The organism is Rhodococcus sp. DK176, assembly GCF_038447315.2.
GTDB classification, from domain to species: domain Bacteria; phylum Actinomycetota; class Actinomycetes; order Mycobacteriales; family Mycobacteriaceae; genus Rhodococcus_F; species Rhodococcus_F jostii_A.
Window position 1 is genome coordinate 5,187,677 of sequence record NZ_CP118321.2, and the last position, 17,162, is coordinate 5,204,838.

Here is a 17,162-nt window from a genome sequence, read left to right on the forward strand (position 1 = left end):
CATGACCTCCGAAGGCGCGAAACTGACCCCGCCGGTCGCGAAGAAGGTGCCTACCGAACGCGTCCACCACGGTCACACGTTCGTCGACGAGTACGAGTGGCTGCGCGACAAGGAAGACGCCGAAGTCGTCGCGTATCTCGAGGCCGAGAACGCGTACACCGAGCAGCAGACCGCGCATCTCGCGCCGCTGCGGGACCAGATCTTCCAGGAGATCAAGTCGCGCACGCAGGAGACCGACATGTCGGTTCCCACCCGGATGGGCGACTGGTGGTACTACGCCCGCACCATCGAGGGCAAGCAGTACGGCGTCCAGTGCCGGGCACCGATCGCCGGCCCCGACGACTGGACCCCGCCGGAACTGGCTCCGGGTGTCGAACTGCCCGGTGAGCAGGTGCTGCTCGACGGCAACGCCGAGGCCGAGGGGCACGACTTCTTCTCGATCGGCGCTTTCTCCCTCAGCCACGACGGCACGCTCCTCGCGTACTCGGTCGACGTGGTCGGCGACGAGCGCTACACGCTGCGTTTCAAGAACCTCGTGACCGGCGAACTGCTGCCCGACGAAATCCCCGAGACCGCGCCGGGTGCTACCTGGGCCATCGACCACAGTCACGTCTTCTATCTCACCGTCGACGAGTCCTGGCGCCCCGACACCGTGTGGCGGCACAAGCTCGGCACCGACCGTGCGCAGGACGTCACTGTGTTCCATGAGCCGGACGAGCGGTTCTGGGTGTCGGTCGGGTCCACGCGGAGCGAGAAGTACCTCATGATCTGGGTGGGGTCGAAGATCACCAGCGAAGGCTGGGTGCTCGAATCGGAGAATCCCGAGGGCGAGTTCCGGGTGGTGCTGCCGCGACGCGAGGGCGTCGAATACGGCGTGGAGCACGCGGTCGTCGCGGGGGAAGACCGCTTCCTGATCATGCACAACGACGTCGTCGACGGTGAGAAGGCCGAGAACTTCGTGCTCGCCGAGGCGCCGGTATCCGATCCGACGTCGCAGACCATTCTCATTTCGCACCGCTCCGACGTGCGGTTGGAGGAGGTCGACGCGTTCGCCGACCACCTCGTGCTCGGTTACCGCCGGGAGGCGTTGACCCGGCTGGCCATCTGGCCGCTCGGTGAGGACGGCTACGGCGAGTTCACGGAGATCGAATTCGACGAGGAACTCTTCAGCGTCGGGCTCGGGGCCAACCCGGAATGGCGGCAGCCGACACTGCGGATGGCGTTCACGTCGTTCATCACGCCCGGCCAGGTGTACGACTACGTGCTGTCGACGGGTGAACTCGCCCTGCGCAAGTCGCAACCCGTGCTCGGCGAATTCGACGCCGGAAACTACGAGCAGCAACGCGACTGGGCCGTCGCCGAGGACGGGACGCGCATCCCGCTGTCGATCGTCCGGCGGAAGACGAACGGCGTCGACGACCCCGCCCCCACGCTCCTCTACGGGTACGGATCGTACGAGGCCAGCATGGATCCCGCGTTCTCCGTCGCGCGGCTGTCCCTGCTCGACCGTGGAGTGGTGTTCGTGGTCGCGCACGTGCGCGGCGGCGGCGAGATGGGCAGGCACTGGTACGAGACCGGCAAGACGCTCACGAAGAAGAATACCTTCACAGACTTCGTCTCGAGCGCACAGCATTTGATCGACACCGGGCGTACCACGCCGCGGCAGATGGTCGCCGACGGCGGCAGCGCAGGCGGCCTGCTGATGGGTGCGGTGGCCAACCTGGCCCCCGAACTGTTCGCCGGAATCCTCGCCAACGTTCCCTTCGTGGACCCGCTGACGTCGATCCTCGACCCCTCACTGCCGCTGACCGTCATCGAATGGGACGAGTGGGGCAACCCGCTCGAGAACCCCGAGGTCTACGAATACATGCGCTCGTACAGTCCGTACGAGAACGTCGAGGCCAAGGACTACCCGGCGATCCTCGCGATCACCAGCATCAACGACACCCGGGTGCTCTACGTCGAACCGGCGAAGTGGGTCGCCAAACTGCGCGCCACCAAGACCGGCGACTCGCCGCTCCTCCTCAAGACGGAGATGAGCGCCGGGCACGGCGGTGTCAGCGGACGCTACGAGAAGTGGAAGGAAGTAGCGTTCGAATTCGCCTGGGTGCTCGACACGATCGGCGAGTAGGTAGGGGGCACCCGCGCCGAGGATGCGATATCTCGGCGTGTGAAAAGCATCGGCTGGCGAGGCGGAAATCGGAGGGTCCGGGGGGCTTTCCGCCTCGCATGGCTCAGATGCAGAAGCTGATGCTTGCCGACCCCAGTGGCAGGTTGAGGCAGACGGCGATCGAACCGACTGCCGGGGTCGGTGAGGGCGCAGCCGGTGCGGCGACAGCTGCGGGGGCGGCGAGGGCGCCGAGTGACAGGGTCATTGCAATCGCGGCGAGTGTGGTGGCAATTCTGCTAGACATGTGAAGGTCCTTGGCTGAGTTACTACGAGCCGGAGGTGACTCCTCTACAATCGTCCACCGATGTGATCCAGGTCACAACCTCTGACGGAGCTTTTCTCGACCCTCTCCGGTGGTCCCGTCCGCGTCATGTCAATGCCGTTGTGCCACAGCGGTAGTCGGATGTCAGTAGTAGGAGTCGAGCATCTCCTGCGGCAGCGGCTGCTCCATCACGACCCGGGACCCGTCCCAGGAGTAGGTGATCACCGCGGGTCCGCCCGACGGGCAGCAGTTGGCGTCCTGCTCGCCGAGCCACCTGTACTGCACCGATACGGAGTCGCCGGTGGACTCGACCACCCGCGTGTAGGCATACGATTCGGCTGTCGCGGTGCCGAGATACGCGCCGTCGTGGAAGAAGAGCACCTGGGTCGGCGAACTCACCGTCCCCATGGGCGTCTCCGCCGTGGCCCACAGCAGCGCGGGGCAGTCCCCGCCGGCGGCATCGGACGCGGTTCCCGGTACCCACGGATCGCCACCCGGTGCGTTGCCGAGCGACGCGAACGCGTCGGTGACCAGTGCCGAATCGAGGTCGAGGCACCGTCCGCTGCGTACTTCTGCGGCAGAAGCGGCCTGTGGGACCGGGGAGGCAGCGGATTCTGCCGCGTCGTCGCTTCCGGTGCACCCGGTGAGCGCGGTCGCAGCCACGACGGTCAGAAATGCTGCCGCGCGAGTCTTCATGTGTTCTCCCTGCATCGTCCCCGACAGGAATTACTTCGCCTCCCTCACTGTCTCGCGCGGCGTGGCCGGTTCGTTACGGGGGTCAGCGCAGCGCGTAGCGAATCTGTGGGCGCCCCGCCCGACCGTACTCGGTGTGCCGGGTGAGCACGCCGTCGTCGGCCAGACGTTCGAGATACCGCCAGGCCGTGACCCGGGAGACCCCGATACTGGCCGCCACCTCGGCCGCCGTCAGCGGTCCCGCAGCGTCGCGGACGCAGGCGGAGATGTGGTCGAGTGTCTGTGGTGCAACGCCTTTCGGGGACGCCGCGCGCTCGTCGGAGGTGCGCAGCGCCGACATCGCCCGATCGATGTCGTGCTGACTCAGCGCGTTGCTTCCGGCGGGCAGGGCGTCGCGGAATTCCCGGTACCGCTCGAGTTTGTCGCGGAACGCCGCGAACGTGAACGGTTTCAGGAGATACAACGCAATTCCGCGCGCCACGGCGGTGCGGACCATCTCGAGGTCGCGGGCCGAGGTCACCGCGATCACGTCGGGACTCGGTCGCACGCCGCTCAGTGCCGCCGCCACGTCGAGTCCGCTGGCATCCGGCAGGCCGATGTCGAGCAGGACGAGGTCGATGGGGTCGTCGCTGCCGTTCGCGGCGGCGACCGCGCGCATCGCGCTGTTACCGTCGTGCACGACGGTGTGGACCGAAAAACCCTGAATGCGTTCCACATACGCCCGATGCGCCTCGGCGATGAGTGGTTCGTCCTCGACGATCATCACACGGATCACGAGGCGGCCCCGTCGATCGGGATCTCGACGACGATCATCGATCCGAGCGACGGCTCCGTGTGGATCGTCCCGCCGTGCCGCGCCACCACCTGCGCCACCAGCGCCAGCCCGAGCCCGCGCTGACCCGACTTGGTGGAGTAGCCGCGCGTGACCGCCTTGTCGAGTTCGTCGGCGGGAATACCGGGGCCGCTGTCGGCCACCCGTACCACCATCATCGAATCCTCCTGACGGACGGTCACTTCCACCCACGCATCCTCTCCGGGGGACTCCGTCGCACCGCGGGCGGCGTCGATCGCATTGTCCACGAGATTACCCACCAGCGTGACGAGTTCACGCGCACTGAGCGACGCAACGGGTCCGAGGGCGGTGTCTTCGGTGACGGTCAGGTCGACTCCCCGTTCGGCGGCCACACCCACCTTGCCGAGCAGCAGTGCGGCCAGAGCGGGTTCGTGCACCGCCGTCATCAGGCGGTCGATCAGTTCCTGCGACAACCGCAGATCCTCGGTGGCGAACGCGATCGCGTCGTCGTAGCGGCCCAGTTCGACCATCGTGATGATCGTGTGCAGACGGTTCGCCGATTCGTGGGCCTGCGACCGCAGCGATTCCGCGAATCCGCGCACGGAGTCGAGTTCACCCATGATGCTTTGCAATTCGGTGCGATCGCGCAGTGTCAGCACCGTCCCCAGACGCTGCCCCTCCCACGTCACGGGCTCCCGGCTGACGAGCAGCACGCGGTCGGGGGTCACGTGCACCTCGTCCCGGGAATCGTCGCCCTGCGACTGCCGCAACGACTCCGGCAGCGCAGCCACCGGGACCGGGCCTTCCGGGAGATCGAGGAGGCGGCGCGCTTCGTCGTTCACCACTTCGGCCTTCGCGGAGTCGCCGCTGTCGCGGCCGAGCACCAGCAGGCCCTCGCCGATCGAGTGCAGGACGGCGTCGTGATGTTCGTACATCTGCCGCAGCTCGTCCGGCGCCATCCCCAGTGTCTGACGGCGCAGGCGCCGGCTCAGCAGGAACGAGCCGGCCGCCGACACCGCCAGACCGATCGCGGCGACCGCGAAGATGGTCGGCAGGCTCGCGGCGAACTGGTCGCCGATCTTCTCGCGTGTGACGCCGACGGACACGAGACCCGCGATCCGGTCGCCGTCGTACACCGGGGCCACGGCCCGGATCGACGGTCCCAGCGAGCCGGCATACGTCTCCGTGAACGTCTCCCCGCGGAGCGCGCGCTCGATGTTGCCGGAGAACACGCCGCCGATCAGCTCTGGATTGGTGTGGGTGAAGCGGATGCCGGCGGGCGTCATCACGACGATGAAATCGGTGCCGGTCGCGGCACGGATCCGCTCGGTCTGGGGCTGGAGAACCGCCGTCGGGTCGGGGGACCGCAATGCCTCGACGGTGCCGTCCGACAGCGCGAGCGTGGTCGCGACGGCCGTGACGGCACGTCGGGTGGTCTCGTCGCTGTCGCGACGCTGATCGACGATGGCCAGCGCGGTCCCGGCGCCGATGACCAGCACCAACACGACGAGCTGCAGGAGGAAGAGCTGCCTCGCGACGCTCATGGGACGTCTCGGCGGATGGTGAGGCAATGCATTTCTCCTGAACGTAATGAACACAAACTTCTCCAGCCAAGCGATCGCTTAGAAGATTCTTCCAAGACGTGATCGCGGTCACTAACCGGCCTCACCGATCAGCTTGCCACTCGAATTGGAGGACAATCCCATGAGTACTGCGACAGGGAAGACCAAGAAGCGCGACCGGACACACTGGTTGTACATGGGGGTCATCGTCGCCGTCGTCGCGGGCGTCCTCGTCGGATGGCTGGCTCCGGGAGTCGGCAAGTCGCTCGGCGTGCTCGGCACGATGTTCGTCGACCTCATCAAGATGATGATCAGCCCCGTCATCTTCTGCACGATCGTGCTCGGCATCGGATCGGTGAAGGCCGCAGCCAAGGTCGGCAAGGTCGGCGGACTCGCCCTCACCTACTTCATCGGGATGTCCACGGTCGCGCTCGGCATCGGCCTGGTGGTCGGCAACCTGCTCAACCCGGGCTCCGGCCTGAACATCAGCGCCGACACCGCGGGCACCGGAGCGGCGCTCGCCGAGAAGGCCCACGGCGCCGGCGGCACCATGGACTTCCTCCAGTCGATCATCCCCACGTCGCTGATGTCGGCACTGACCGAGGGAAGCGTGCTGCAGACCCTGTTCGTCGCGCTGCTCGTCGGCTTCGGACTGCAGGCCCTCGGCAAACAGGGTGAGCCGATCCTGCGCGGTGTCGCCTCCGTGCAGAAGCTCGTCTTCAAGATCCTGTCGATGATCCTGTGGCTCGCACCGATCGGTGCCTTCGGTGCCATCGCGAACGTCGTCGGCCAGACCGGTCTCAGCGCCGTCGTCCAGCTCGCCACGCTCATGCTCGGCTTCTACCTCACCTGCCTGATCTTCGTGTTCGGTGTCCTCGGATCCGTGCTCCGCGTCGTCGCAGGCGTCTCGATCTTCAAGCTGGTCAAGTACCTGGCCCGCGAGTACCTGCTGATCTTCGCCACGTCCTCGTCCGAGTCGGCCCTGCCCCGTCTGATCGCGAAGATGGAACACGTCGGCGTCGAGCGCACCACCGTCGGTGTCGTCGTCCCCACCGGCTACTCGTTCAACCTCGACGGCACGGCCATCTACCTGACCATGGCGTCGATCTTCATCGCCGACGCGATGGGCCAGCCGCTGTCCTTCCCCGAGCAGCTGTCGCTGCTGGTGTTCATGATCATCGCGTCCAAGGGTGCTGCCGGAGTCAGCGGCGCCGGGCTCGCCACCCTCGCGGGCGGCCTGCAGAGCCACCGTCCCGAACTGCTCGACGGCGTCGGCCTCATCGTCGGTATCGACCGGTTCATGTCCGAGGCCCGCGCGGTCACGAACTTCTCCGGCAACGCCGTCGCCACCCTGCTCGTCGGTTCCTGGACCAACACGATCGACAACGAGCGCGTCCGCACCGTCCTCGACGGCAAGCTCCCGTTCGACGAGTCGACGATGGTCGACGACGGCCACGGCGAGGTCGTCGAAGAGCAGGCCACCGAGACCCCTGCCGCCGACGAGCCGCGGGTCCTCGTGAAGAGCTGACACCCACTCCGAAGTAAACCTCTGTGCGCCCGGGCGATTCGAAGCCTGGGCGCACAGAGGTTTGTTGGCTACGTTGGTGCGCATGACGACACCTGTTCAGAACATCGGCATCAACACACTCGGCGGCACCCCGACCTCACTCGGCGAATACGACGGTCGCGCCGTCCTCGTGGTGAACGTCGCCTCGAAGTGTGGACTGACCCCGCAGTACAAGGGCCTCGAGAAGCTCGCCACCGATTACGCCGACCGCGGACTGACCGTGATCGGCGTCCCGTGCAACCAGTTCATGGGTCAAGAGCCCGGCACCGCCGAAGAGATCGAGACCTTCTGCTCCACCACCTACGGCGTCACGTTCCCCCTGCTGGAGAAGATCGAGGTGAACGGCGAGAACCGGCACCCGCTCTACGAGGAACTGGCCAAGGCCACCGACGCCGAGGGCGCCGCGGGCGACATCCAGTGGAACTTCGAGAAGTTCCTCGTCGCACCCGACGGCACCGTGGTGAAGCGGTTCCGTCCCCGCACCGAGCCCGACGCCCCCGAGGTCGTCGAGGCCATCGAGGCGGTCCTGCCCAAGTAGTAGGCGCTCCGCGCTCGTGCGCCTTTTCGGTAGCTCCCACTACCGGAAAGGCGCACGAGCTTTGCTCGCTGTTCACGTTCACCTGTCACGCTGAGGACCATGACCGGACAACTGATCGTGTCGGTGTCAGGAATCAAGGACGAGACGCGCGACTTCGCGGCCGCGTTCGCCGAGGAGATGGATGCGCGCGGCGTGCCGCTGTCGCTGCTCGTCGCCCCGCGCCTGAAAGACAAGTATCGACTGGTCAACGACCCTGCGACGCAGGACTGGGTCCGCGCGCGCCGATCCCGCGGCGACGCCGTCGTCCTCCACGGATACGACCAGGCCGCGACCAAACGTCGCCGGGCCGAGTTCGCCTCGCTTCCCGAACACGAGGCGCGGCTGCGACTGCTCGCGGCGGACCGGGTGATGGAACAGACCGGACTGCGCACCAGACTGTTCGCTCCGCCCCGCTGGCTGGCGTCGCAGGGCGCCGTCACGGCACTGCCGTCGGCCGGGTTCCGGCTGCTGGCCGCGATGACCGCCATCCACGACCTCGAACGCGAGACGTCGGTGCGGTCGCGGGTGCTGGGGATCGGCGAGGGATTCCGCGCCGAACCGTGGTGGTGCCGGGCCCTCGTCCTCGGCTCCGGACGGACCGCCAGGCGTGGGGGCGTGGTGCGCCTCGCCGTCACCGCGAAGCAGTTGGGCACGTCGGGACCGCGGCAGGCGATGCTCGACGCCGTCGACCTCGCGCTCTACCACCACGCGCGGCCCCAGGTGTACCGCTGGGAGCCGCGGATCCCGCAGATCGGTGCCGCCTGACCCGTGAGTACTTCTCAACCGCGGGCGGTTAATAAGTACTCACGGGGCCGTCAGGCCACCTCGACGCTCGTCTCGCTCGGCATCGTGCGGAACTCGGTGCCCGCGGGAGCCATGTCCGAGTAGCGGCCGTAGAAGATGCCGGTGGCCTCGTTCGCGATGATCGCCTGGTGGATGGGCACCGCGACCCGCGGTGCGACGGCGCGCAGGTAGTCGATGGCCTCGGAGATCTTCAGCCACGGCGCCGCGGCGGGCAGCGCCAGCACGTCGACATTCTGTTCCGGGACGAACAGCGAGTCGCCCGGGTGCATCAGCCGGGCGGGGTTGTCGCCGTCGCCGAGCAGGAACGCCGTGTTGTCGATCACCGGGATGTCGGGGTGGATCACCGCGTGCCTCCCACCGGTGCCGGTGACGTGCACGTCGCCGATGTCGAACTCGTCGCCGGCGTGCACCCCCGTCCACGCGCCGCCGAGTTGGGCCGCGGTCTGCGGGTCCGAGTACAGCGCCGCGCCGGGGTTCGCCTCGACGAGGGCGGGCAGTCGTTGCTGGTCGACGTGGTCGGGGTGCTGGTGGGTGACCAGGATCGCGTCCAGTCCGGTGATGCCCTCGAATCCGTGGGAGAAGTTGCCCGGATCGAAGAGGATGGTCGAACCGTTCAACTCGACGAGGACGCAGCTGTGGCCGAAGTGAGTCAGTCGCATGAAACCGAGTATGCGCCTGCATGCATGGCTCGTCCCGTTCGTCCGATGCGAACCGCAGGCAGGTAGCCCGGTAAACTTCCGGGTGCCCGGTGTTCCACTCTGGGCTCGCGCACTACTACAAGGAGCAGCACGTGGCCCGTGTCGTCGTCGAAGTCATGCCCAAGGCCGAGATTCTCGACCCCCAGGGGCAGGCCATTGTCGGAGCGCTGCCGCGGCTCGGCTTCGCTGGAGTTTCCGATGTCCGTCAGGGCAAGCGGTTCGAGCTCGAGGTCGACGGCAGTGTCGACGACGCTCAGCTCGAGAAGATCGCCGAGGCCCTGCTGGCCAACACGGTGATCGAGGACTGGACCGTGAGGCGCGTCGAAGCATGAGCGCCCGCGTCGGAGTCATCACTTTCCCCGGCACCCTCGACGACGTCGACGCCGCCCGCGCGGTGACCCTCGCCGGCGGCGAGGCCGTGAGCCTGTGGCACGGCGACGCCGACCTCAAGGGTGTCGACGCCGTCATCGTCCCCGGTGGCTTCTCCTACGGCGACTACCTGCGGTGCGGTGCCATCGCACGGTTCGCGCCCGTCATGGGCAAGGTCGTGCAGGCCGCGCAGGGCGGCATGCCCGTCCTCGGTATCTGCAACGGCTTCCAGGTTCTCTGCGAAGCGGGCCTCCTGCCCGGCGCGCTCACCCGCAACGAGGGCCTGCACTTCATCTGCCGCGACGAGTGGCTGAAGGTCGAGGCCACGTCGACGGCGTGGACGTCCCGCTACGAGTCGGGTGCCGAGATCCTCGTCCCGCTCAAGTCCGGCGAGGGCCGCTACCAGGCGTCGGAGAACGTCCTCGACGAACTCGAGGGCGAGGGCCGCGTCGTGTTCCGCTACGTCGGCGACAACCCGAACGGTTCGCAGCGCGGCATCGCGGGCATCTCCTCGGCCAACGGCCGCGTCGTGGGCCTCATGCCGCACCCCGAGCACGCCACCGAGGCCCTCACCGGCCCCAGCGACGACGGGCTCGGCATGTTCTACTCCGTCCTCGACAGGGTCATCTCCGCCTGAGCCGACCGGCACCGTGTGTGGCCGCGGGCCTGCACGGTGCCGGGATCAGACGGCGACGATTCCCTCGCCGTGCTGCGTGATGCCGCGGCGTTCGGACGCGGTGAGCCCGCCCCAGATTCCGAACGGTTCGGTCACGCTCAGGGCGTGGTCCCGGCATTCGACGAGAACGGGGCAGCGCCGGCAGATCGCTTTTGCGCGACGTTCACGGTTGCTGCGGGCGTTTCCCCGCTCGCCGTCGGGATGAAAGAACACGGACGATTCGACGCCGCGGCACAGGGCGTGGATCTGCCAGTCCCAGCTCTCGGTGTTGGGGCTGGGAAGGCGAGTGGATGACGGCATGTCGGCTCCCTCGGAGTGTCGTCGGCACGGAAAAGCGTTGTGGCGCAATATCGATTTCTACTTGACGGCGCGGATCACCACGATCTCTTCGCGGGTCTGGCCGGCCTCGATGAGTCCTCTCCGCTCGAGCATGCCTCTGCGTTCGGCCAGCACCGGTCCGAAGGGGATCTCGGCGCTCGCGGCGACGTCGACCCGCATGTTCTGTTCCTCGAGCATCGTCAGCGTCTTCTCGACTCCGCTGAGGCTGGACTGCGCCAGCAGCAGCACACCACCGGCGACCAGAACGTCGGGAGCCTCGCAACAGATCCGGTCGAGCAGTGCGCGACCGTTCTTTCCCGCGTCCCAGGCCCGCGCCGGACCGCGGTCGGGCACGGCGTCGATCATTGCCGGAACGTACGGCGGGTTGGACACGACGACGTCGAAGCGCTCCTCGCGAACCTGCTCGACGAGATCGCCGTGGATCACCCGGATGCGGTGCCCGCCGACGAGGGAATTGAGTCTGATGCTGATCGCGGCTCGCCTCGACACATCCACCGCGGTCACCCGGCCCGCACCCGCAGCGGCGGCGCGCACGCTCAGCGCACCGGTTCCCGCGCAGAGGTCGAGTACCCGGGAATGGGGTCCGAGATGCTCCGCCGCCAGGACATCGGCCAACAACTGCGTATCGTGTTGCGGGCGATAGACTCCGGGAAGGCGTAGCAGCATCGAAGACTCCTCGGTCGCCGGTCGCATCGTGGTGCGTCCACGGTGTGCCCTCGCGGACCCACCGTGGACGCCGTGCGTCTGATTACTCCACAATTACCCCGCTGGGCGCAGGGCCAATCACGCCGATGCGCTCCGACCGCGGTGGCACGGGTCGGAAGTCGCGCAGATTCCGGGGTGAACTGGCACGATCGACGGGGTGACGTACACCGAGCAGTTGCGTGACCTCGCGGCCCGGCACGGGGTGGCGACGTCGTACCGGGGTTGGGATCAGCAGCGCCGCGACGTGCGTGACGACACACTCCGCAGCGTCCTCGCGGCCCTGGACGTTCCCGCCGCAACGGAGGACGAGGTGCGGCGCGCCCTGTCCGAATGCGACGCGGCACCGTGGCGACGGATGCTGCCGCCCGTCGTCGTCGGCAGGGAAGGGTCCGAGACCCGTTTCGTGGTCCACGTTCCGCACGGCTCGGCGGTGGACGTCACGATCGACACGGAGTCCGGCGGCACGGTCCCGGCACGCCAACTCCAGGTGTGGGTCGATCCGCGGGAGGTCGACGGCGCCCTGGTCGGCCGCGCGACGTTCGTCGTCCCCTCCGACGTTCCGTGCGGGTGGCACACGCTGCGGGCTTCGACCTCGCACACGTCCTCGTCGTGCACGCTCGTGGTGACGCCGGACCGATTGTCGACGTCCGACGCGCTCAGCGACCGCCGACGCTGGGGTGTGCTCACGCAGTTGTACTCGATCCGGTCGCATCGGTCCTGGGGTGTCGGGGACTTCGGCGACCTCGCGGATCTCGCCACGATCTTCGGTTCCGTGCACGGCGCCGACTACGTGCTGGTCAATCCACTGCACGCCGCCCAGCCCCGGCCACCGATCGAGGCGTCGCCGTATCTGCCGACCACGCGCCGCTACGTCAACCCGATGTACATCCGTGTCGAGAACATCCCGGAGACGGCGTACCTCTCGACGCGTCGCCATGCGCGGATGCGCGAGGCCGCAGCGCGATTCGAGCGGGCGAACGACCGGTCCGACCGGATCGATCGCAACCCGTCGTACCGGGCCAAACTCCGCGTGCTCGAACGGGTCTTCCGGATCGAGCGCAGCCCGAGCAGGCAGCACGCGTTCGAGGAGTTCTGCCGCGTCGAGGGCGACGGACTGCAGGACTTCGCGACCTGGTGCGCGCTGACCGAGAAACTGCCGCCCGGCGACCCGCGATGGACGACGAAGGCCGGTGCGCCCGACAGCGACTGGGTGCAGGCGCAGCGGCGCAAGCTCGCGCCGCGAATCGAGTTCTACTCGTGGCTGCAATGGGTATGCGACGAGCAGCTTTCCGACGCCCAGGACGCGGCGCGGGCGGCAGGCATGGACATCGGGATCGTGCACGATCTGGCGGTCGGGGTCCAGCGCGGGGGTGCGGACGCGTGGTCGCTGGGAACGGCCCTGGCAGAGGGCATTACCGTCGGCGCTCCCCCCGACGACTTCAATCAGCAGGGTCAGCAATGGAATCAGCCGCCCTGGCGACCGGATCGGCTGGCCGAACTGGGGTATGCCCCGTACCGCGACATGCTGCGCACCGTGCTGAAGCACGCGGGTGGGCTGCGGGTCGATCACATCCTGGGGCTGTTCCGGCTGTGGTGGATCCCCGCCGATGCGGAGTCGCCTGCGGACGGAACGTACGTCTCCTACGACCACGAGGCTCTCGTCGGAATCCTCGCGCTCGAGGCGGAGCGGGCGGGCGCCGTGGTGATCGGTGAGGACCTCGGGGTTTTCGAACCCGAGGTCCAGGACTACCTCGCCGAGCGCGGAATCCTGGGGACGTCGATCCTGTGGTTCGAGCACGACGGCGAGCGGCCGACACCGCCGGAGCAGTACCGGACCCTGTGCCTGACATCCGTTACCACGCATGATCTTCCGCCGACCGCCGGATACCTGGCCGGCGAACACATCGAATTGCGCTCGCGGCTCGGGCTCCTCGAACGCGACCTCGAACTCGAGAAGGAACACGACGCCCGGCAGCGTGAGGCCGTACTGCAATTGGCGCGCGACCGCGGACTGCTGGCCGACGACGCGTCGATACCCGACACCGTGAAGGCGTTGTACCGGCTGATCAACCGCAGCCCGTCGCTGCTGACGGGTGTCGCGCTCGCCGATCTGGTGGGGGAGTACCGCGTCCAGAATCAGCCGGGCACCGACGAGACCCAGTATTCGAATTGGAAGATTCCCCTCGCCGACGCGGCGGGGCGTGCCGTACACGTCGAGGACCTGGCGGACGGCGATTTCGGGTTCGTGGGCAGCGCCCGCTGATCCCGGTCGTCAGGGTGCGAGGGCGCGCATCGCCAGGTCGACGACGGCGTCCGCGTGGTCGTGGGTGAGGGGATGGGCTCCGCTCTGCCAGCGGTAGAACATCGGCGCCATGAACAACTCGAACGCGAGGGTGAGGTCGACGTCGGGCCGCACCTGCCCGGCGTCCTGCGCGGAACGGAAGCGCGCCGCGACGAACTCGAACTGCGGCCGGTAGATCCGCTCGACGATCTGTTCCTGCAGCGCGGGGTCCTGCAGCGATTCGATCGACAGCGCCCGAACCAGCGGTTCGAAATCGGGTGAGGTGAACTCGTCGACCGTGGCCCGCAGGACCAGGCGCATGTCGGCGGCGAGGTCGCCGGTGTCCGGCAGGGCCATGGCCTCCTGTGCCCCGGCCGCATTCTGTTCGTGCAGGGCGTCCACGACGAGTGCGCCCTTGGATCGCCACCACCGGTAGATGGTCTGTTTGCCGACCTTGGCGCGCGCGGCGATGCCTTCGATGGTGATCTTCCCGTAGGGCTGTTCGCGGATCAGTTCCTGCGTGGCCTGCAGGATCGCAGCGCGGGACCGTTCGGAACGGCGGGGAGTGTCGGCGGACGGCATGAACGGATCGTAGACCAGACGAGACGTATCGTCTTGACTCGACTGGAGTCGCGGGTCACTCTGTAGCGAGACGGACCGTTCCGTATCGGAAAGGATGAAGATGACCCGCTCACACATCGCCATGGTCAGCATTCCGGCGCCCGGGCACGTCAACCCGAGCCTGGAGATTCTCCGCGAACTCGTCACGCGTGGTCACCGCGTGACATACGCCAACGACGCCGCCGTGAAGGACGTCGTCGAGGGCATCGGAGCGGAGTTCACGGAGTACGCCTCGACGTTGCCGCGCGTGAACACCGCGGGTGCGACGGAGGAGTCCGGGAAGTCCTGGGACGGTGACACCATCGATCAGCTCACACTGTTCCAGGCCGAGTACGAGTCGATGCTGCCCCAACTGCGGGCGCTGTACGAGGACGACCGCCCCGACCTGTTCCTGTACGACATCGCGGGAGGACCCGCCCGCGTCCTCGCCGAGGAATGGGGCGTGCCGATCGTGCAATTGTCGCCGACGTACGTCGCGTGGGAGGGCTACGAGGACGACATGAAGTCGTTCGTGGACACGATGCGGGCGGACCCACGCGGGGCGGCACTGTACGAGCGGCAGGGGAAGTTGCTGCGGGACAACGGTGTCGAGACGGACCCGGACGAGTTCTACGGGCGCCCGGCGCGGGCGGTCGTGCTGATCGCGAAATCGATGCAGCCCAACGCCGACCGGGTGAACGAGGACGTCTACACGTTCGTCGGACCGGCTCTGCCCACCCGGCGGCCCGCCGACGGCCGGTGGCAGCGCCCGGCAGGCGCGGGGAAGGTGCTGCTCGTCTCGCTCGGCACTGCGTTCACCGATCACGCCGACTTCTACCGGCGCTGCATCGAGGCGTTCGGCGACCTCGACGGCTGGCACGTCGTCCTGCAGATCGGACAGCACGTCGACGCCGCCGAACTCGGGACCGTGCCCGGCAACGTCGACGTCCACCGGTGGGTGCCCCAGTTCGACATCCTCGGGCAGGCCGACGCGTTCCTCACCCACGCCGGCATGGGCGGGTCCAGCGAAGGAATGTTCACGGGAACGCCGATGATCGCCGCGCCGCAGGCCACCGACCAGTTCGAGAACGCCGACGCGCTCGTCGCCGCGGGAGTCGCGGTGCGAGTGGACAGTTCGGACGTGTCGGCAGCCGAGTTGCGGGGCGCCCTCACGCACGTCGCCGCCGAGCCGGTCCGGCGCCGCAGCGCGGAGCTCGCCGCCGAGTTGCGTTCTGCGGGTGGAGTGGACGCCGCCGTGAGGGTGATCGAGGAGTTCCTCTGAAGCCACGAAACGTGTCGGTGGTCACGTCTACTCTGCGGGCATGGCACTCACACTCGGCATGATCACGTTCGACACCACGGATCCGGGGCCGCTCGCGAAATGGTGGGCGAAGCAGACGGCGGGCACGATCGAGCAGGAGAACGACGGCTGGTTCTACGTCGTCGCCCTACCGGATTCCGCGCAGAAGCTGGCGTTCCAGAAGGTCGGCGACCCCACTCCGGGAAAGAACCGCATCCACCTCGACCTGGCGTCCGACGACCTCGACGGCGAGGTGGGCAGGCTGAGTGCCGAGGGCGCGACGGAGGTCGCGCAGCACGAGATGGGCGATTTCCGATGGGTCACGCTCGCCGATCCCGACGGCAACCAGTTCTGCGTCTCGGGTCCCCACGCGTAACAGCGGGTCCTGCATGATTGACCCCATGCCTTCCACTACGTGGGCCGACGCCCAGGGACTCTGCACCTTCGTCGATGCATCACCGTCGCCCTTCCATGTGTGCGCGACGGTGTCGATGTTGCTGACCGGCAACGGTTTCACCGAGTTGCACGAGACCGACTCGTGGCCCGGCGAGCCCGGCCGGTACTTCCTGGTGCGCGGCGGTTCCCTCATCGCGTGGAGTACCGACGGGCTGGGCCGGACGGCGCCGTTCCGCATCGTAGGCGGGCACACCGACAGCCCGAACCTGCGCGTCAAGCAGCACCCGGACCTGTCGTCGGCAGGGTGGCAGCTGGTGGGTCTCGAACCGTACGGCGGCGCGTGGCTCAACTCGTGGCTCGACCGCGACCTGGGCATCTCCGGGCGGCTGAGCGTGCGGGCCGGCAACGCGGTCGAGGAGAAACTCGTCCGCGTCGACGAACCGATCCTGCGCGTCCCGCAGCTGGCGATCCACCTGTCCGAGGACCGCAAGGGCGTCCACCTCGATCCGCAGCGCCACCTCAACGGGGTGTGGGGCGTGGGGTCCGAACGCCGCTCGTTCATCGACTTCGTGGCCGACCGGGCGGAGGTGCCCGCCGACGCGGTGCTCGGGTGGGAACTGATGACCCACGATCTCGCGCCCAGCACCCTCGTCGGAACGGGACAGGACCTTGTCAGCGCGCCGCGACTCGACAACCAGGGCACCTGCTACGCGGGCACCCACGCGCTGCTGGCGGCGGCCGAGAACCCCGGTGACCGGGTGCCGGTGCTCGCGCTGTTCGACCACGAGGAGGTGGGGAGCATGTCCGATCGGGGCGCGTTCTCCGATCTGCTGAGCACCGTCCTCGAGCGCATCGTCCTCGGCCGTGGCGGTGGTCGCGAAGAATTCCTGCAGACGATGGCCGGATCGATCTGCGCCTCCGGGGACATGGCGCACGCGACCCACCCCAACTACCCGGAGCGGCACGAGCCCGCACACCACATCGCCGTCAACGGGGGACCGGTGCTCAAGGTCAACCAGAACCTGCGCTACGCCACCGACGCGGCCGGAGCCGGTGCGTTCGCCCTCGCCTGCGACCAGGCCGGCGTGCCGCTGCAGCGGTACGTGCACCGGGCCGACCTGCCGTGCGGTTCGACCATCGGCCCGATCACCGCGTCCAGGACCGGGCTGAGCACCGTCGACGTGGGTGCTGCCCAGCTCGGAATGCACTCGTCGCGGGAGCTGATGGGCGCCCGTGACGTGCGTGCCTACGCCGACGCGCTTGCGGCCTTCCTCACACCGACGGCGTGAGGAAGCGGGGCGAGGAGCGCCAGGTCCGTACCGGAACGAGCCGCCGGATAGACTGACGTACGGCTCGTCGCCACCCGGCTT

General features: G+C 68.0%; 18 protein-coding genes. 10 read left to right on the forward strand and 8 right to left on the reverse strand.

Going from position 1 to position 17,162, the window contains the following annotated elements:
- The first annotated feature begins 1 nt into the window (after position 1).
- The gene (locus PSR88_RS24545; RefSeq protein WP_011597131.1) at positions 2 to 2,131 is read left to right on the forward strand and encodes a S9 family peptidase; all 2,130 of its coding nucleotides are present in this window, start codon (positions 2 to 4) and stop codon (positions 2,129 to 2,131) included.
- A 103-nt stretch (positions 2,132 to 2,234) separates the two neighbouring features.
- Here the strand turns inward: PSR88_RS24545 and PSR88_RS24550 are convergent, their stop codons facing one another.
- The 4 genes from PSR88_RS24550 to PSR88_RS24565 form a co-directional block, all read right to left on the reverse strand.
- Entirely contained in the window at positions 2,235 to 2,414 is a 180-nt protein-coding gene (locus PSR88_RS24550) for a hypothetical protein (RefSeq protein ID WP_081437463.1), read from the reverse strand.
- Positions 2,415 to 2,576: 162 nt separating this feature from the next.
- On the reverse strand, positions 2,577 to 3,128 hold the full coding sequence (locus PSR88_RS24555) for an LppP/LprE family lipoprotein (protein ID WP_011597132.1): 552 nt from the start codon (positions 3,126 to 3,128) through the stop codon (positions 2,577 to 2,579).
- An 82-nt stretch (positions 3,129 to 3,210) separates the two neighbouring features.
- The gene (locus PSR88_RS24560; protein ID WP_011597133.1) at positions 3,211 to 3,900 is read right to left on the reverse strand and encodes a response regulator; all 690 of its coding nucleotides are present in this window, start codon (positions 3,898 to 3,900) and stop codon (positions 3,211 to 3,213) included.
- The gene (locus tag PSR88_RS24565) at positions 3,897 to 5,462 is read right to left on the reverse strand and encodes a sensor histidine kinase (protein WP_009477887.1); all 1,566 of its coding nucleotides are present in this window, start codon (positions 5,460 to 5,462) and stop codon (positions 3,897 to 3,899) included. Before PSR88_RS24565 ends, PSR88_RS24560 begins: the two co-directional genes overlap by 4 nt.
- Positions 5,463 to 5,622: 160 nt before the next feature.
- Here PSR88_RS24565 and PSR88_RS24570 point away from each other — a divergent pair, with 160 nt between their 5' ends.
- The 3 genes from PSR88_RS24570 to PSR88_RS24580 all read left to right on the forward strand — a co-directional run bounded on the left by PSR88_RS24570 (position 5,623) and on the right by PSR88_RS24580 (position 8,389).
- Entirely contained in the window at positions 5,623 to 7,008 is a 1,386-nt protein-coding gene (locus PSR88_RS24570) for a C4-dicarboxylate transporter DctA (protein ID WP_011597135.1), read from the forward strand.
- Positions 7,009 to 7,090: 82 nt separating this feature from the next.
- Complete coding sequence (locus PSR88_RS24575) at positions 7,091 to 7,585, forward strand: glutathione peroxidase (protein ID WP_029539597.1); 495 nt, start codon at positions 7,091 to 7,093, stop codon at positions 7,583 to 7,585.
- 99 nt (positions 7,586 to 7,684) lie between these two features.
- Positions 7,685 to 8,389 (forward strand): DUF2334 domain-containing protein, encoded by a 705-nt coding sequence (locus PSR88_RS24580; RefSeq protein WP_011597137.1) that lies wholly within the window; start codon positions 7,685 to 7,687, stop codon positions 8,387 to 8,389.
- A 50-nt stretch (positions 8,390 to 8,439) separates the two neighbouring features.
- Here PSR88_RS24580 and PSR88_RS24585 read toward each other — a convergent pair whose 3' ends face one another.
- Positions 8,440 to 9,087: an MBL fold metallo-hydrolase gene (locus tag PSR88_RS24585; protein ID WP_016883934.1), complete on the reverse strand. Its 648-nt coding sequence runs from the start codon at positions 9,085 to 9,087 to the stop codon at positions 8,440 to 8,442.
- 131 nt (positions 9,088 to 9,218) lie between these two features.
- Here PSR88_RS24585 and purS point away from each other — a divergent pair, with 131 nt between their 5' ends.
- Entirely contained in the window at positions 9,219 to 9,458 is a 240-nt protein-coding gene (gene purS, locus PSR88_RS24590) for a phosphoribosylformylglycinamidine synthase subunit PurS (RefSeq protein ID WP_005244409.1), read from the forward strand.
- A complete protein-coding gene (purQ, locus tag PSR88_RS24595; protein ID WP_016883933.1) occupies positions 9,455 to 10,132 on the forward strand; it encodes a phosphoribosylformylglycinamidine synthase subunit PurQ in 678 nt (225 codons plus the stop codon). Before purS ends, purQ begins: the two co-directional genes overlap by 4 nt.
- A 45-nt stretch (positions 10,133 to 10,177) precedes the next feature.
- Here the strand turns inward: purQ and PSR88_RS24600 are convergent, their stop codons facing one another.
- Both PSR88_RS24600 and PSR88_RS24605 read right to left on the reverse strand, forming a co-directional pair.
- A complete protein-coding gene (locus PSR88_RS24600; protein WP_009477893.1) occupies positions 10,178 to 10,471 on the reverse strand; it encodes a WhiB family transcriptional regulator in 294 nt (97 codons plus the stop codon).
- Positions 10,472 to 10,528: 57 nt separating this feature from the next.
- Positions 10,529 to 11,176 (reverse strand): HemK2/MTQ2 family protein methyltransferase, encoded by a 648-nt coding sequence (locus PSR88_RS24605; protein ID WP_029539596.1) that lies wholly within the window; start codon positions 11,174 to 11,176, stop codon positions 10,529 to 10,531.
- 196 nt (positions 11,177 to 11,372) lie between these two features.
- Between PSR88_RS24605 and malQ the strand changes: the two genes are divergently transcribed.
- Complete coding sequence (gene malQ, locus PSR88_RS24610; protein WP_016883931.1) at positions 11,373 to 13,478, forward strand: 4-alpha-glucanotransferase; 2,106 nt, start codon at positions 11,373 to 11,375, stop codon at positions 13,476 to 13,478.
- 9 nt (positions 13,479 to 13,487) lie between these two features.
- Here the strand turns inward: malQ and PSR88_RS24615 are convergent, their stop codons facing one another.
- A complete protein-coding gene (locus tag PSR88_RS24615; RefSeq protein WP_016883930.1) occupies positions 13,488 to 14,078 on the reverse strand; it encodes a TetR/AcrR family transcriptional regulator in 591 nt (196 codons plus the stop codon).
- Between the two features lie 94 nt (positions 14,079 to 14,172).
- On the opposite strand from PSR88_RS24615, the gene PSR88_RS24620 reads away from it, so the two are divergent.
- Genes PSR88_RS24620 through PSR88_RS24630 form a run of 3 tightly spaced genes read left to right on the forward strand, consistent with a single transcriptional unit; the run spans position 14,173 to position 17,081 of the window.
- The gene (locus tag PSR88_RS24620) at positions 14,173 to 15,378 is read left to right on the forward strand and encodes a macrolide family glycosyltransferase (RefSeq protein ID WP_016883929.1); all 1,206 of its coding nucleotides are present in this window, start codon (positions 14,173 to 14,175) and stop codon (positions 15,376 to 15,378) included.
- A 40-nt stretch (positions 15,379 to 15,418) separates the two neighbouring features.
- Positions 15,419 to 15,772 carry a VOC family protein gene (locus tag PSR88_RS24625; protein ID WP_016883928.1) on the forward strand — a complete coding sequence of 118 codons (354 nt, stop codon included), beginning with the start codon at positions 15,419 to 15,421 and terminating at the stop codon, positions 15,770 to 15,772.
- Positions 15,773 to 15,797: 25 nt separating this feature from the next.
- A complete protein-coding gene (locus PSR88_RS24630) occupies positions 15,798 to 17,081 on the forward strand; it encodes a M18 family aminopeptidase (protein ID WP_029539594.1) in 1,284 nt (427 codons plus the stop codon).
- Positions 17,082 to 17,162: the final 81 nt, after the last annotated feature.

Coding starts and splice junctions, on each gene's coding strand:
- PSR88_RS24545 (WP_011597131.1), top strand. CDS start 2: ATGACCTCCGAAGGCGCGAAACTGACCCCGCCGGTCGCGAAGAAGGTG.
- PSR88_RS24550 (WP_081437463.1), bottom strand. CDS start 2,414: ATGTCTAGCAGAATTGCCACCACACTCGCCGCGATTGCAATGACCCTG.
- PSR88_RS24555 (WP_011597132.1), bottom strand. CDS start 3,128: ATGAAGACTCGCGCGGCAGCATTTCTGACCGTCGTGGCTGCGACCGCG.
- PSR88_RS24565 (WP_009477887.1), bottom strand. CDS start 5,462: ATGAGCGTCGCGAGGCAGCTCTTCCTCCTGCAGCTCGTCGTGTTGGTG.
- PSR88_RS24570 (WP_011597135.1), top strand. CDS start 5,623: ATGAGTACTGCGACAGGGAAGACCAAGAAGCGCGACCGGACACACTGG.
- PSR88_RS24575 (WP_029539597.1), top strand. CDS start 7,091: ATGACGACACCTGTTCAGAACATCGGCATCAACACACTCGGCGGCACC.
- PSR88_RS24580 (WP_011597137.1), top strand. CDS start 7,685: ATGACCGGACAACTGATCGTGTCGGTGTCAGGAATCAAGGACGAGACG.
- PSR88_RS24585 (WP_016883934.1), bottom strand. CDS start 9,087: ATGCGACTGACTCACTTCGGCCACAGCTGCGTCCTCGTCGAGTTGAAC.
- purQ (WP_016883933.1), top strand. CDS start 9,455: ATGAGCGCCCGCGTCGGAGTCATCACTTTCCCCGGCACCCTCGACGAC.
- PSR88_RS24600 (WP_009477893.1), bottom strand. CDS start 10,471: ATGCCGTCATCCACTCGCCTTCCCAGCCCCAACACCGAGAGCTGGGAC.
- PSR88_RS24605 (WP_029539596.1), bottom strand. CDS start 11,176: ATGCTGCTACGCCTTCCCGGAGTCTATCGCCCGCAACACGATACGCAG.
- PSR88_RS24615 (WP_016883930.1), bottom strand. CDS start 14,078: ATGCCGTCCGCCGACACTCCCCGCCGTTCCGAACGGTCCCGCGCTGCG.
- PSR88_RS24620 (WP_016883929.1), top strand. CDS start 14,173: ATGAAGATGACCCGCTCACACATCGCCATGGTCAGCATTCCGGCGCCC.
- PSR88_RS24625 (WP_016883928.1), top strand. CDS start 15,419: ATGGCACTCACACTCGGCATGATCACGTTCGACACCACGGATCCGGGG.
- PSR88_RS24630 (WP_029539594.1), top strand. CDS start 15,798: ATGCCTTCCACTACGTGGGCCGACGCCCAGGGACTCTGCACCTTCGTC.